At 34.6% G+C, this 14,982-nt stretch carries 17 protein-coding genes and 1 pseudogene; 10 read left to right on the forward strand and 8 right to left on the reverse strand.

The window, feature by feature from the left end; translation table 11 throughout:
- Positions 1-112: 112 nt before the first annotated feature.
- Positions 113-991 (reverse strand): DUF808 family protein, encoded by an 879-nt coding sequence (locus P700755_RS01415; RefSeq protein ID WP_015022970.1) that lies wholly within the window; start codon positions 989-991, stop codon positions 113-115.
- A gap of 266 nt (positions 992-1,257) precedes the next feature.
- Between P700755_RS01415 and P700755_RS01420 the strand changes: the two genes are divergently transcribed.
- The 4 genes from P700755_RS01420 (at position 1,258) to P700755_RS01435 (ending at position 6,163) form a co-directional block, all read left to right on the forward strand.
- Positions 1,258-2,676 carry a glycosyltransferase family 2 protein gene (locus tag P700755_RS01420; RefSeq protein WP_015022972.1) on the forward strand — a complete coding sequence of 473 codons (1,419 nt, stop codon included), beginning with the start codon at positions 1,258-1,260 and terminating at the stop codon, positions 2,674-2,676.
- Positions 2,677-3,633: 957 nt separating this feature from the next.
- Positions 3,634-5,112 (forward strand): carboxypeptidase-like regulatory domain-containing protein, encoded by a 1,479-nt coding sequence (locus tag P700755_RS01425; protein WP_015022974.1) that lies wholly within the window; start codon positions 3,634-3,636, stop codon positions 5,110-5,112.
- A 128-nt stretch (positions 5,113-5,240) separates the two neighbouring features.
- Positions 5,241-5,636 carry a nuclear transport factor 2 family protein gene (locus P700755_RS01430; protein ID WP_015022975.1) on the forward strand — a complete coding sequence of 132 codons (396 nt, stop codon included), beginning with the start codon at positions 5,241-5,243 and terminating at the stop codon, positions 5,634-5,636.
- 218 nt (positions 5,637-5,854) lie between these two features.
- Entirely contained in the window at positions 5,855-6,163 is a 309-nt protein-coding gene (locus P700755_RS01435; RefSeq protein WP_015022976.1) for a hypothetical protein, read from the forward strand.
- A gap of 185 nt (positions 6,164-6,348) precedes the next feature.
- On the opposite strand, the gene P700755_RS01440 is transcribed toward P700755_RS01435, so the two are convergent.
- A complete protein-coding gene (locus tag P700755_RS01440) occupies positions 6,349-6,645 on the reverse strand; it encodes a hypothetical protein (RefSeq protein WP_015022978.1) in 297 nt (98 codons plus the stop codon).
- Between the two features lie 209 nt (positions 6,646-6,854).
- Here P700755_RS01440 and P700755_RS01445 point away from each other — a divergent pair, with 209 nt between their 5' ends.
- A complete protein-coding gene (locus P700755_RS01445; protein WP_015022720.1) occupies positions 6,855-7,889 on the forward strand; it encodes an IS630 family transposase in 1,035 nt (344 codons plus the stop codon).
- Positions 7,890-7,913: 24 nt separating this feature from the next.
- Here the strand turns inward: P700755_RS01445 and P700755_RS01450 are convergent, their stop codons facing one another.
- The 5 genes and pseudogenes from P700755_RS01450 to P700755_RS01470 all read right to left on the reverse strand — a co-directional run.
- Positions 7,914-8,231 carry a hypothetical protein gene (locus tag P700755_RS01450; protein WP_015022979.1) on the reverse strand — a complete coding sequence of 106 codons (318 nt, stop codon included), beginning with the start codon at positions 8,229-8,231 and terminating at the stop codon, positions 7,914-7,916.
- Between the two features lie 183 nt (positions 8,232-8,414).
- Positions 8,415-8,801, reverse strand: coding sequence for an RHS repeat domain-containing protein (locus tag P700755_RS01455; RefSeq protein WP_051007917.1), 387 nt, complete (start codon positions 8,799-8,801; stop codon positions 8,415-8,417).
- A 320-nt stretch (positions 8,802-9,121) separates the two neighbouring features.
- Positions 9,122-9,622, reverse strand: a complete 501-nt coding sequence (locus P700755_RS01460) for a hypothetical protein (RefSeq protein WP_015022980.1) — start codon at positions 9,620-9,622, stop codon at positions 9,122-9,124.
- Between the two features lie 11 nt (positions 9,623-9,633).
- Positions 9,634-10,101, reverse strand: a complete 468-nt coding sequence (locus tag P700755_RS01465) for a hypothetical protein (protein ID WP_015022981.1) — start codon at positions 10,099-10,101, stop codon at positions 9,634-9,636.
- 3 nt (positions 10,102-10,104) lie between these two features.
- Positions 10,105-10,425 (reverse strand): annotated as a pseudogene (locus P700755_RS01470) (hypothetical protein); the annotation flags it as partial.
- Positions 10,426-10,582: 157 nt separating this feature from the next.
- Here P700755_RS01470 and P700755_RS01475 point away from each other — a divergent pair.
- Positions 10,583-11,605, forward strand: coding sequence for a sensor histidine kinase (locus P700755_RS01475; protein ID WP_015022982.1), 1,023 nt, complete (start codon positions 10,583-10,585; stop codon positions 11,603-11,605).
- Between the two features lie 100 nt (positions 11,606-11,705).
- Here the strand turns inward: P700755_RS01475 and tnpA are convergent, their stop codons facing one another.
- The gene (gene tnpA, locus P700755_RS01480; protein ID WP_015022983.1) at positions 11,706-12,161 is read right to left on the reverse strand and encodes an IS200/IS605 family transposase; all 456 of its coding nucleotides are present in this window, start codon (positions 12,159-12,161) and stop codon (positions 11,706-11,708) included.
- 95 nt (positions 12,162-12,256) lie between these two features.
- Between tnpA and P700755_RS01485 the strand changes: the two genes are divergently transcribed.
- From P700755_RS01485 to P700755_RS01500, 4 genes are all read left to right on the forward strand, one after another.
- The gene (locus P700755_RS01485; protein ID WP_015022984.1) at positions 12,257-13,006 is read left to right on the forward strand and encodes a LytR/AlgR family response regulator transcription factor; all 750 of its coding nucleotides are present in this window, start codon (positions 12,257-12,259) and stop codon (positions 13,004-13,006) included.
- Positions 13,007-13,164: 158 nt separating this feature from the next.
- Positions 13,165-13,428, forward strand: a complete 264-nt coding sequence (locus P700755_RS01490) for a hypothetical protein (protein ID WP_015022985.1) — start codon at positions 13,165-13,167, stop codon at positions 13,426-13,428.
- A 37-nt stretch (positions 13,429-13,465) separates the two neighbouring features.
- Positions 13,466-14,155 (forward strand): DUF2490 domain-containing protein, encoded by a 690-nt coding sequence (locus P700755_RS01495; RefSeq protein ID WP_015022986.1) that lies wholly within the window; start codon positions 13,466-13,468, stop codon positions 14,153-14,155.
- 11 nt (positions 14,156-14,166) lie between these two features.
- Positions 14,167-14,772 (forward strand): hypothetical protein, encoded by a 606-nt coding sequence (locus P700755_RS01500; protein ID WP_015022987.1) that lies wholly within the window; start codon positions 14,167-14,169, stop codon positions 14,770-14,772.
- Positions 14,773-14,982 lie beyond the last annotated feature (210 nt).

The following is a 14,982-nucleotide window of genomic DNA, read 5'->3' on the forward strand; positions in this document are numbered from 1 at the left end:
AAAATAAGCGAACGCTAAAAATCATACTCAACTGCTCATTTTCTTAAAACCGAGATCAAGTCTATATTTATTTATGCTAAATATTGAAAATCTCCCCCCCCTAGTCTTTACCTTAATTTGGTATCAATTGCTTTTTAAGCATCACCGCTAGATTGATCACTAATAAACACATAAAACCGATGACCAAGCCGATTAACAGTTCCGTCACCAAGGAGGGCAAGAAAGGAATAAGATCATGAAAAGCATCTATATGGTGTGCAAAAATACCTCCGGACACCAGCAATAAAGCTATGGTACCGATCACCGTTAAACTTTTGATGACTTTGGGTAAGGCTGCTACTAAAACGCCACCGAGTTTTGCTTTAAGGCTTTTTTTACTCTTGCTATTTTCTATGAGTTTATACCCAGTATCGTCCATCCGAATTATAAGGGCAACGATGCCGTAAACGCCAACGGTTGCAATAAGAGCTATTATCGTTACTACAGGGATTTGTATGCTTAAGCCTTCCTTAGCCACTGTCCCCAGAGCAATAATGATAATTTCTACCGAGAGAATAAAGTCGGTCACAATCGCCGATTTGATGCGCTCCTTTTCCAAGGCTATGATCTCACTTTTAGTTTTGGCGCTTTTGAGTTCTTCTTTTTTGGAATGCGGATGTGGACCTATAAAGTGATAGATTTTCTCTGCACCTTCATAAGCCAAATACAAACCTCCCAGCAGAAGAGCTATAGTAATAGCTTCAGGCAAAAAGGCACTCAGTAAAAAAGCAATAGGTAGAATAATCACTTTATTAAGTAAAGAGCCTTTGGTAATAGACCATAAGACGGGGATCTCTCGTGAGGAGATAAAACCAGAAGCTTTTTCTGCATTGACGGCAAGATCGTCACCCAAAATTCCAGCTGTTTTTTTGGCAGCCACTTTACTCATGACCGCGACATCGTCCATAAGCGCGGCAATATCATCTAGAATGGCAAAAAATCCTGAAGCCATACATTGTTTTATTTTAAATTATTAGAGGTGACGAAATTAGTTTTTTAAAAAAGTTCCTAACTCTATTTTGCACAGAAAGTTAAGATTGATTTGGAGAAAATAACTAATCACCTTTTTAGCTAAAGTTAAAGCTCTTGATTGAATCAACAGAAGAGCTTCCATTCCTACCACACTCTGTGGATAAAGTCCACAGAGTGTGGTCTTGTCCATATCCAAACTAGCTAGAAACAGTACAAACTTAATCACGGTATATAAATTGGTTATAGATGACGAAATCATCAGCTATGGATACCGATTTAAATAGTGCCCAAACCTCACCGAGACCTTCATTTTCAAAATTATTTTCGATAAAATCCCTCTCCTCTAGAGATGTCCTCATTTTTACAGCAACATTTATACTGCTTGTCGGTGCTTTGATGACAGTTATTCAATTGCAACCTGCCTTTGAACAACTTCACCTAGAGAGAATCAATACGTTTTGGGGAAGACTGCTTATCTATGTTTCCATTGGATTACTTGCTTTTAAGATTGGTTTTTTGAGCTTTATCTTTTTTCTACGTCTAAAGTACCATCCAGTTGAATCTGTAACCAATGAAAAATTGCCAGTGCTTACAGTCATTGTCCCTGCTTACAACGAAGGCCAGTTGGTTTGGAAAACCCTTCACAGCTTGGCAGGCAGTCATTATCCTGAACATAAAGTTCAAATCATCTCTATAGATGACGGGAGTCAAGACGACACCTGGGCTTGGATGCAAAAAGCTAAACGCGAACTTGGAGATCGCTTATCTATTTTTCAACAACCCAAAAACAGGGGTAAACGCCATGCCTTATACCGAGGCTTTAAATTGGGTACAGGAGATGTGTTTGTTACTGTCGATAGCGATTCTATCGTGAAAACGGATACGCTTAGAAATTTGGTTTCTCCATTTATGGTAGATTCTAAATGTGGCGCGGTAGCGGGTAATGTGCGGGTCCTTAACAATGAGAAAGCGATGATTCCTCGTATGCTAAATGTGAGTTTTGCCTTTAGTTTTGAATTTATCCGTTCAGCACAAAGTCAGCTGGGATCTGTCCTCTGTACTCCTGGAGCTTTGGCGGCGTATAGAAAAGAGGCTGTGCTTAATTGCCTTGAAGATTGGATGCACCAAACTTTTATGGGTAAAACAACCGATATTGGGGAAGATAGAGCGATGACCAATATGATTTTAAAACAAGGCATGCATGTTCGTTTCCAGAGTAATGCCGTTGTCCTGACCAATATCCCAGAGCGGTATAAAAACCTATATAAGATGTTTATCCGTTGGGAGCGAAGCAACGTGAGAGAAAACATTAAGATGAGCAAATTCGCTTTTACAAATTATAGAGAAGAATCGAAGGTAGGACCACGAATTTTATTGCTTAACCAGTGGATCAAAGTTATTTTTGCTTACCCATTTATGATTTTGATGCTTATTTTTATAGTGCTGTATCCGGTTTTATTTATCAGTTCAACCCTAGCAAGTATTCTTGTCTTCTCTAGTATCCCTGCCTTGTTTTATGCTAAATCTTATAATGTTGGAGAGTCGCTATGGATATATTGCTACAGCTTATTTTATACTTTTAGTTTGTTTTGGATCACCCCTTATGCGATTGCAACAGCCAGTCGACGAGGTTGGCTAACCCGAGATTTACCTAAAAAAGTTTGATTTGTAACTGCTGAATTTAATCCAGTTCGCTTATTGGTTTAAAAATAACTTATTAACTCCATCAAACTTGAATACTCCACGTGAGAAGTCAAATTTTTAACTGAAGAGGACTCATTTTGTCATTCCGACAGAGAAGTTTTTTACTTCGACGAGGAATCTACTTGTCATTCCGACAGAGAAGCTGTTTTTGCTTCGACGAGAAATCTTTTTGTCATTCCGACAGAGAAGCTTTTTTTGCTTCGACGAGGAATCTTTTTGTCATTCCGACAGAGAAGCTGTTTTTGCTTCGACGAGGAATCTCCTTGTCATTCCGACACGCAAAGATTCTTCAGTCGTCAAAAACTCCTTCAGAATGACAGTAGCGTGTTGTCATTCCGACAGAGAAGTTTTTTTCTTCGACGAGGAATCTTTATGCTTTCGACAGGAAGATTCTTCAGTCGTCAAAAGCTCCTTCAGAATGACAGCGGCATATTGTCATTCCGACAGAGAAACTGTTTTTGCTTCGACGAGGAATCTCGTTGTCATTCCGACAGGCAAAGATTCTTCAGTCGCGAAAAAGCTCCTTCAGAATGATAGCGGCGGATTGTCATTCCGACAGAGAAGCTGTTTTGCTTCGACGAGGAATCTCGTTGTCATTCCGACAGAGAAGTTTTTTACTTCGACGAGGAATCTTTTAATTTCAACAAGGAACCTTTATGCTTTCGACAGGCAAAGATTCTTCAGTCGTCAAAAACTCCTTCAGAATGACAACGGCGTGTTGTCATTCCGACAGAGAAGCTATTTTGCTTTGACGAGGACTCTTTTTGTTTTTGATAGGCAAAGATTCTTTTGAAACCATCACAAAATAAAAACAAGAATCTAGGTACGACATAAATTTTGAAAGTCTAAATATCAGATTAATTAGTCTCGCCTCTGTAACAATCTTTTGCCTTCTTCGTCTTACTAAAAATTATCCAAATGAAACACATTTTAAGTTCTGCCCTACTCCTACTGATTTTTAATGTTCAACTTTCTGCACAAAGTCTTCGAGGTCGTATTATTGAGGCTAATACTCAAAATGGAATCCCCTACGTTAATGTGCAATTGGGTAATCGCTATGGAGTCATTTCCAATGAGGAGGGGTATTTTGTTCTACAACGTAAATCAACAGATGAAAACACAGCCATATTATTTTCATCAATGGGTTTTGAAACTCTTGAAATTCTATTAAGCGATTTTAAGAATAACCAAATCATACTACTGAAACCAGCTACTTATGAGCTGGATGAAGTTTTTCTATCTGATAAAAAACTAACTGCGGAAGAAATCCTAGAAAAGTTTAAAGCTGGAATTAAAGAGAATCATGTTCTCAATGCCGCTCAGATTCAAATCTTCACCCGTCTTAATGATGATTATAAAGCTGAAACTTTTGGAATAGATGTAAAGAAGGCTTCCTTTATGAGCAAAGCGGAACGAAGGGAGATAAATGAAAATATGAAAAGAATTGGAAAAAAAATTACAGGAAATTCGTCTATATCTTATCAGGAACGGCTTTCGGACGTCTTTATATTTGAAGATACCCTTATGACTAAACATCAAAAAGCACTAAAACTGATCAATAGAGATAAAACCTTTGATGCGGATGATATCCAAGAGCAGGTTTTTTTCGAATTGCTGAAAACTTTAAAATCTCCTCACTCCTTCAAAGTTAGAACCGGAATTATCCCCATAGATAAAGACGTTTCGTTGAATGAGATGATAGAAAGTTTAGAAAATAGTCAAGAGAAAGTCCCAGATACCTTGTATAACAAATACAATTGGCAAGGTGAGAGCTATAAAAAATTCGCCACCAAATTTACCAACGATTTTTTTACTAGCCCTAAATATTATACCTACGAGCTTAAAGGAGTTACCACCGTTTATGGTGAACCTTGTTATCATATTCAATTTACTCCAGATCGAAGAAAAGCAAAATATATAGGAGACCTTTACATACATACTCGTGATTTTGGCATGGTGAGTTATAAATACGAACTAGAAGAAGGCAGGAAAGCCATGAACCTCAATTTAAAATTTGTCTTAGGCATCAAGGTCAACGCCTATACTGATAGTGGATTTTATGTGTTTTCTAAAACTGATGAAGACAGTTATTATCCTAAATACATCAAACAAATTGATGGTAATTACGCATACATTAATCGAAGTCTAGCTTTTAAAGAAAACAACCCTAAAAGAAGTGAACGCAAAAAGCTGAATTTTGAATTTGAGCTAGAATATAATACGATAGAGACCATCGAATACGTCGGGGTCCAGTATCAAAGCATTTCTCCAGAATCAGCCTCCACACTTAAGCTTGAGGATTACATTCTTATCGATGAAGTAGACCAATACGATCTCGATTATTGGAAAGATTATAATATTATAGAAGCTACAGAAGCAATTAAGACTTACGACTAGTCTGTTTTTGGAGTTTTATTAAACCTTAAGGCACACCAAAAAGTGCTCTAAAGGAATAAGAGAACTATAAATAACCATCGTAAAAAGACATGTTTTAAAACGTTTATCTTTAATCGTAAAACAATACTATGAAGTCTATTATAATAAGTTTAAGCATATTAATTAGTTTCCAATGTTTTTCACAAACTCCTCGAGAAGTTGTACAACTTCAGTTGGACGCCTATAACAAAGGAGATATAGAAGCTTTTTTAGAAGTGTTTGCAGAAGACGCTGAAGCCTATAATTACGGTGATACTGAACCTTTTATTAAAGGGAAAGCCAATTTTAAAACGACTTACAGAAAATTATTTCAATCGTCTCCAAACCTTCATAGCCTAGTAACGTCTCGACAAGCTCTAGGTCAAACCGTCATCGATTACGAATATATCACCGGACGATCCAATAGTGAAAAGCCTGTTTTAATAATAGCTATTTACAAAATAGAGAATCATAAAATTATAAGATGTGATTTTATAAGAGAGTAAATGTTTATTTTTTGTGTGGAATCTTCAACATCCTGTAGAAGATTAAATCACATTTAATTTAAATAGACCTCAAAATTAAGCGGCTTCTAGACATTCAATATAGCTTACCATTAACGTATTACTAACAAAAGTAAAGCATTCCTCTTAAATTTCACGTAAAGATAGTAGGAACAAATAGAATTGGAATTAATTTTGCAGATACAAACAAAAATAAGAACATGGAAGAGACAATTGAAATAATTTATGGATCAGCGAACTTTACTAGTGCAGGCACTTCTCAATTGTCTGTAAAGACATCTTCGGGAATAGAACACGCTTCGGTAGAAAACTTATCAGAATTAGACTCTGATTATGACCACTCAGATCTTGGTAGACTTTTTAAAGAAAGCCCTGAAAATTTTGCGAATATTCAAAAAGTGATATTTCGCGATCAATTCTTTTTCAGTTGTTGTTTCAGCTCTGGAGATGTTATGAATAAGCTAAAATTTGATGCTGAAGGAACTTTAATGGATAATAATGACTTCTAGATCTAGGAGTCAAATATATCTTCAATATGAATTTCATCATTTAATTCTACACAGGTTACTATTAATTACCATGAACAACAAATTAAAGCAAATTAAGTCTTTTGCAGTCATATTATTTTTCACGGTTACAACTCAAGCACAAGCCAATACAAACAACTTAATTTTAGAGGTTTCTGTTTAAAAGTTCAAAGTTTAAAGCCCAAAGACTTTAAGCTTTTAAGGAATTGATAGGGTTTCCAATACCAAAATGTTATAAATTCTGGGTAGCTTGAGACTTTATGACTGATTTTAATGCCTTCAGCTAAAATTGGTAACCAAGTCATTGATTTAATGTCATGAATATCCTCCTTTGGGAATATATATTTATTTTGAAAGATCGTCTTAAGAATAAGTTCAGACTCCGTAGTAGTTAAAATAACCAATGGCCAAGTGTAATTTACACCTCCGAGTCTAGCACCTCCTATAAATTTGATTTTTCTCATAGTATTATTTTTCTTTAAATAGTGCGTCATACAAATCCGAAAAAGTGAGATCTAACGGATCCTTTTCGTTTGGATCAGGAAGCCTAAAAATTAGAGTATCTTGTGTCTTAACTAATTTTATAATCCAAGAATTACTGTCTTTTATCAGTAGGTATTAACTTCGAATCAATAGTTCTTTATTTATAGTTAAATATTTCGTATATTTATAGATGGAAAAAATAGACTTAAGGAGTGTTTCTGATCAGGAAAGAGGTATAATTCGAAGGGATGCTGTAAAAATGATAAAACGTGGAGATAAAAAAAAAGACATAGCTCTGTTTTACGGTGTTCATGTAAATACTGTTAGAGATTGGTGGAAGCTTTACAATAAAGAAGGTCATAAATCTTTGTCATATCAAAAACGAGGAGTCAAATCAGAAGATCGAAAACTACTCAATAAAGATCAAGAAGCTGCAATCCAAAAAATGATTATTGATGTAATGCCCGATCAACTAAAGTTAGATTATGCTTTGTGGACTACAAGGGCAGTAAGGGATTTGATAGCAAGAGAGTTTAGTATTACAATCGGAAGAAGAGCTGTCGGTAATTATCTCAACGCTTGGGGATTCACGCCTCAAAAGCCAAAAAAGAGAGCTTATGAACAATGTTCCAAAAAAGTTCAAAAATGGTTAGACGAAGAATACCCAGCAATAAAAGGGAAGGCAAAACAAGAGAAGGCAACTATCCATTGGGGGGATGAAACGGGTGTAAAAAACAATAATCATCATGGACGTTCCTATGCTCCAAAAGGAAAAACTCCTGTTAAAAAACATATGTCGAAGCGGTTTTCAATCAACATGATTTCTACAGTTACAAATCAGGGTTTAATTCAGTTTATGATATATAAAGAAAATATGAACTCAGATGTATTTATTCAATTTTTAGAACAGCTCATCAAATCGCAAGAAACCAAAGTATTCTTAATCCTTGATAATTTACGAGTCCATCATAGTAAAGTTGTAAAGAAATGGGCGGAAGAAAATGGCGAAACCATAGAACTATTTTACCTGCCATCATACTCACCTGAGCGAAACCCAGATGAATATCTGAATTGCGATTTAAAGTATGGACTCTCGGATAAACCGGCACCAAAAACACAAGAAAAAATGAAAGAAAATTTAGAGAATCATATGAAAATGCTTCAAAATGATAGCGAAAGGGTAGCAAAATATTTTAAACATGAGAGCATCAAATATGCTGCCTAAAATTAAAGATCTTTAAGTGCGAGGTTAATATGGAGCATTGATGTCTGCTATATTGAGTTTGAACTTTGAAGCTTGTTGATAAGAGAAACTATCATCTTTTACACCCTCTTCAAGCTTAGTATAAGAAGGAAGCATCAAACTATCATTTAAAATAACTATACTTCTATCTACATATGCTTTATCAACATGAATATCAACCTCTGAAGATTTAATAATCATCGATATGCGGTCATACTTTTTTGAATCCTTATAATTAGTATAAACAATAACTATAAGCATAATAGGTATAATAGTAATTAAATAATATTTTCTCCAGCCTTTTATTTTCTTAAATCCTGTCATGATAATATTTACTTAATTTTAAAAATTCACAGATTTTATAGGCTTGTGTTTACCACTCCGGAAATATCTTCCATCTTTTGTAGCTCTTATTCCACCTGAAAGACCACCTAACAATCCCCCTGCAACTGCACCCAAAGCTCCACCAATAAACCATCTCCAAAATTAGAACCATTTACCAGGCCATTACCCGCAGCACCAACAAAACCACCTGCAAAACCACTCATCGCGCCTATACCTGCTCCTGCACCAAATCCACTTAAGGCTCCAGAGCCAAAAGCCACCTACACCAGCGCCAACACCAGCGCCAACACCACCAGCAATACCCCCTACTACAGCTCCTAAAAGTATATCTCCAAAATTACCTCCTTGAATGGCAGAAGACATCCCTCCAATAAATGCTCCTGCGGCAATTGCGAACCAGAACAACTCACCACTAGGATCACTGTACATTAAAGGATTGTTATACACATACCCATATCTATTAAAATTTTGAGTATTGTAGGGGTCTTGTATGTGATTATCTGGAGCAATAAATCTTCTTAAGATAGGATCGTAGAGACGACCATTCATATTCTTACCTCCCTTTATAAGTGCAATCCTAACATATTTTGTACAATAACCAGAAGATTTATTTAGTGCATTTTTATTTAAGGCAGCAACTGAATCATCAATATTTAAACCAGGTCTAGAAAACCTTATTGATTGATTGGTTGGATGTTATATTTTCAGTGAAAGAACTCAATTTAATCTAATTGATATTAGTTGTTTCTAAATTTACATTATTATTTATAGCAACCATACCATTTGACTTTAAAACGTTAACAATCAATATAATGCTATGGAGACTATTTAATTACTTGTTTCAATTCATAAATATCTTTTTTGTTTTTTTAAAATAAATCTATACTTGCTTTTGAATGATGAATTGTAAAACTTGGGAGAAAATTATCAAACACAATAAGGAGGTGATCGTCTGTAATGGATTGAAATAAGAAAACATCATTTGTTTCTATTTTTCCATTAAATAATTTTTTATTAAAAGTAATTAATTCTTTTTTATCATCACCTGATATTATTCTTCCAAAAACCATAATTTTATTAATAGGCCCACAATTAATGGGAATAGATTCTTTATAATCTACATGATTTTTTAAAATATCATAGTCGTAAATCACATTCCCGCTTTCTAAATCGTAGAACCCTATTTTATAGTCGCATACCATAGCTACATTTTTCAAAATACAGTCCTTTAATTTGAAATTAAAAGCCATCTTTAAAGAATTCATGTCTCCTTTTATATTAACTTTAATGCCTGGAGATGATACTTCTATTATACAAGATCCAAGAACTAACTTTAAAATTTCTATTGTATTTTTATTTAAACTAATCATTTGTATTTAATTTAAGGATGGAAAAACCTAATGTGTTCAGCTGGTATTTCCACAATCGGAGGTTTAGGAAAAGTAGTAATTATTTTTATATTCCAACCAGTTGGATTCTCCTTTCCTCCATAATAAAACTGTGAATTTATTGTTGAGCCATCAGGCATCTGTTTTGAAAAGCCATCAGGGAAACTGCTGGGTTGGTCAATTTTGTATTGATTTTTAATATTATTCCATTTTTTTAAAGCTTCGTTATAATCTGAATCAAAGACATTTGATCGATATTGATTTTTTATTAATTTCGTTTGAGATAATTTCAGCCCTTCCTTTCCTTTGTCATAAGGGTTTAACTTTCCAATAGACTTCAATTCTGAAATGGATTCGATTGCTGGACGAATTCTATTTCCTGTCCATATATTATGACTTTTAGGTGTTGTAAAACCTCCTATAGCACCTCCAACTACTGCTCCCGATACAGCACCAATCAAAGCTCATTTTAATCCATTCGAAAAGCCGTTTCCATCACCTCCTGGCAAATATGACATACCAAAACCTATTGAATTAAAAAGTTCCCACATCCCCCTCCGAACACGATTACCATTGCCTTCTTCGAGTTCCACTGCGTTAAGGTTGGTAGTGGCGTGAGTCTTGGTTTTATGTTTGGTTTTTAGATATAATTCGTAACGAGATAAAAGCACTTCGCTCATTACGTTCAAATCCTTACCATAAAACGTTCCGGCAGGTTCGATTCCTAAATCATCAAAACAGATAGAGCTACTATCGCTATAATCTTCAATTGTTTTATAGCCCAAGATGATTAAATAAAACCTTAAGAATTTGTTTTGAACACATTAAACTAGTCATAATAACTTTCAACTTCAACTCATCTACCTTATTTTACAACTCATCAATTTTTTAGGTTTCTTTGTATCTTAATCTTCTATTTTTGAGTTCAGAAAAAATTCACTTATGAAAACGAAACCTTTACAGCAGTTCTTAAGATTTTTATGGATCTCGGCAATAATTGCTATTGTTATCCAATTCATCAACTATATGGGCGGTGGTTATGATTATAATAAGCTCCTAGACTATAAATCTCTTATTGTCAATTTCTCTTATGCTTTTATTATAGGAACCTTCAACATTGTTTTTTTCACATTAATTGAGCTCAAATTTTCATGGAGTAAAGACCCGAAAACACTCACTGCTTTAGGAATTCCAGGTTCGGTTATTGTTTCGGTCTTGGGATTTTTGACAGCTCGACTCTTACATAGCGTTTGGATTTATGGGAATACCTTTGAAGGTTTTTTATCTAATCTAAGTTTTTGGGATTATCTATTTCCAGTATTTATAGCTCTCATTGTTACTCTTTCTTTTCACGCCTATTACTTTTATAAATTTGGTGTGGAAGCTGAATTAAAAGTCCAACGTGAAATCAATGAAAATACCAAAGCCCAACACAGAGCCTTAAAGGACCAGCTCGACCCTCACTTTTTATTCAATAGTCTTAATGTACTTTCGGCACTTATTGAGGAGGATCCCAAAAAAGCTTCCGAATTCACCAATGCCATGTCTAAAGTTTACAGGTATGTTCTAGACCAGCGCCAAGAAGATTTGGTTTCTTTAGAGTCTGAAATTAAATTTGCAAAAACTTACCTCAACTTATTGATGATGAGATTTGAAGATAGTCTGCTTTTTAAAATTTCTATTTCAGATAACACCTTCCAAATTATCCCCCTTTCTCTTCAGCTTTTATTGGAAAATGCCATCAAACACAATAAAGTGACTGAACACCAACCCCTACACATTCACATTTATATAGACGAAAACTACTTAGTGGTTGAAAACACATTAAACCTTAAACCCAAGACCTCGAATAGGAAGGGCATTGGTCTAGATAATATTATAAAGCGTTTTGCAGTCTTTACCGATAAAGAAATTTTATTAGAAGAGAATTCGACTCACTTTAAAGTGAAACTTCCTCTAATTTAACCTCAAAACGTACGAGCTCAAGCCTAGGAAACAGACAAAAAATAAAAGACTACTTTAAATGAACTACCTCGATGCAAGCATACGAGGTATCCAAAAAAAATCAGAACAACCTCATCTGATCTTTTTTATGTAGCACATCATATTCCTTATCCATTCCCTGATCACGAACGTATTTCGATATAGCACTCTCCATCCCGAATTTACTCACAGTGTTCACAAAATAACCGCTAGACCAAAAAGCTCCACCCCATACTATTTTCTTTACTTCTGGATGCCTTTGAAATATCTCTCTGACCGTACTACTTTTCAACATCTTCACTATTGACTTGGGACTTTTCAGCGGAACCGATTGCAACAAAAAATGAGCGTGATCCTTATCGATACCTATCTCTAAAGAATGAATCTCATAGCGTTTTTCAATTTCAAGACACACCTCTATCAAGGTGTGATCCACTTTTTTGTCAAAAACTAACCTTCGATACTTTGCAGGAAAAACAAAATGGTACAACAATACTGAAACATTATGTGATTTGTGTATATATTTACTATTGGTCATACAAAAATCTAAAACTTACGCTGCAAGCAGCGGGGAATTAAACCCTAAGTGATTAAAAAATTGAAAACTAATAGTATAAACCTAATTTTATTGAGATGAAAACCCTTGTAATCATAGAAGACGAAAAACCTGCCGCTAGACGTTTAGAACGCATCATTAATGACTTGGGTTATGAGGTTCAGCAAAAGTTACATTCGGTCGAAGAGTCTATTGACTGGTTTCAACATCAACCTAAAGTGGATTTGATATTTCTCGACATCCAATTGAGCGATGGATTATCTTTTGAAATTTTTGAAAAGGTGAAAGTAGAAGCTGATATTATTTTCACAACAGCCTACGATGAATATGCCTTAAAGGCTTTTAAGTTGAACAGTATCGATTACCTCCTAAAACCCATAGATGTCGAAGAACTTTCGCATGCCCTCCAGAAATTCGAAAAAAGACATATTCCAAAACTCATCGATCCAGAGGCTTTAAAGAATTTGATGCAGGAGCAAACTTCAACATCTTCTTTTAAAACAAGGTTTTCAGTCAAAGTAGGAGACCATATTAAAACCTATCCGATAGACGAGATTGCCTGTTTTTATAGCGAATACAAAGCAACTTCCCTCGTTACATTTGAAGGTAAGAGTTATGTTATCGATGATTCTTTGAACACCTTAGAACAGCAATTGCCAACTACCGATTTTTTTAGAATTAATAGAAGCCATTTTATTAATTATAAAGCCATACAAGATCTGGTGAGCTATTCTTCAAGTCGGATCAAAGTCAATCTTAAGGGAGTAAAGGAACCAGCCATAGTGAGTAGGGAGCGTGTCTCTGACTTTAAGAAATGGATCGGATAATATGGAGTAAACATCTTCTAGTTCAGTCAAATAAAGATTCTATAAACTCTAAAACCATCTTTAAAAAATAGTGATACTTTTTAGGTTTTAGTTAAATATATTTTAACGAATCAAGCAAATTAATAGTTATAGTTTAAATTTATACTATAATTTAAGAAATGAGACTTATCTATTTCATCTTAGCTTTATCGCTATTCACATCCCAAGTCGATGATTATACGATCGATGTTACTGAGGTGAATCTTACTATTGAGGTTGAAGAAAGAAAAGTGTTTAATGAAGAAGACATCTTTATAAATTCATTTCTAAACCCCAATTTTAAATTCCTTTTTATAAAAAATAGAAAGTTTAAATTTTGCCTACTTAGTTTTGATCAAATCCACTTAGAATTAAAACTGATTCCCCCAGATGTATTGAGTTAACAGAACTGAAGCTTCTTTTTAACTTAAATACGATTCAATGAAAATTTATTTTATTTTAATAGGATTTTTCCTATCCTATAACTCCTTAGCCCAAGTTGAAGAATCTAAACTTGGTGCATGGTACATGTATTTTTACAACGTAAATTTGAACGAAAGTGCTTGGGGTATTCAAGGTGACTTTCAATACCGTCATTGGAATACCATTGGTGATCTCGAACAATTATTATTGAGATCTGGGTTGACTTATACACCCAAAAACACCACTGCTGTTTTTACTGTAGGTTATGCTAATATTACAACTGGCACACCAGGTGAAAGCGATAACACCTTCGGCGAAAACAGAATATATCAAGAAGCACTGATACCTCAAAAAATCGCTAAGCGCTTTTTTTTAACGCATCGCTTTAGGTACGAGCAACGGTGGGTAGAAAACCAAGACTTTAGAACACGTTTGCGTTACAATTTATTTTTGAACATTACTTTAAATGGTACAGAATTAAAAAAAGGAGTGTTTTACGCCGCATTTTATAACGAACTGTTTATGAATGGTGAGCGCTCAAATGGTGTATCCGATCTTGAATTATTTGACCGTAACAGGACCTATTTTGGTTTGGGCTATGCCCTAAGTTCTAGTTCCCGTATTCAATTAGGTTGGATGCGTCAAGAAACCAATAATTGGACCAAAGGTCAACTCCAATTTAGTTTACATCAAAACTTAAACTTTTAAAACAACAAATTATGAAACGATTATTTTATACAATCACACTATTCTCAGCTTTAGGTTTAGTGAGTTGTACAAATACAAGCACAACAGCTGAAGAGAAAAAAGGTCAAGAAACTTCAAATGAAGAAAAAGCGCTATTATATTCAGATGAATGTATTTCTGAATTAGAAGCGGTAAAGGCCCAAAAACAATGGGGCGATGGCATTGTGCGGATTGGTAATGTATATACTGAAGGTGGCGATTACTCCAATGAAGCAGCCGAATTTATACAAGATAAGTACGGCTATGATTTAGGGAGTGTATTATTTAAACCAACATTAGCCTCCGAACGTCAGTTTAGACCAAGTTTTGATGCTGCGCTTTCCTATTTTGTAGGGGACAACGATGCTTACCCAGAAGATAATGGCTTTGCAATTAAACCCTATAGCAATGTTAAGTTTGAAAATATTGGTATTATCAACAATAATTGTCGAGTGGCAATAGCTATGGGAAACTATTATTTTACAATGGATGATGGTAGCGATGTAAAAGTCGAATATACCTTTGCCTATGTTAAAGATAAAAATGGGAAACTAAGAATAGCAGCTCACCAATCGTCTTTACCTTATTCGCCAAATTAGTATCAACAACAGCTTAATGATTAAAAACCATCTAGAAAGGACAAAATTTAATCATTATGCTATAAAACCACCTAAGTATTAGAGGCTAAAGCAGAAAACCTGCTTAAATCTAACTACCAATAGGTATTTGCGTCCTCAAAAATAAATTAAGCTCATAAAACTAACAATTCTCATTAAATGGTTAATATTTAGTTTTATAGCCTTCAATAA

This window comes from Psychroflexus torquis ATCC 700755 (assembly GCF_000153485.2).
In the GTDB taxonomy this organism is placed as follows: Bacteria; Bacteroidota; Bacteroidia; order Flavobacteriales; family Flavobacteriaceae; genus Psychroflexus; species Psychroflexus torquis.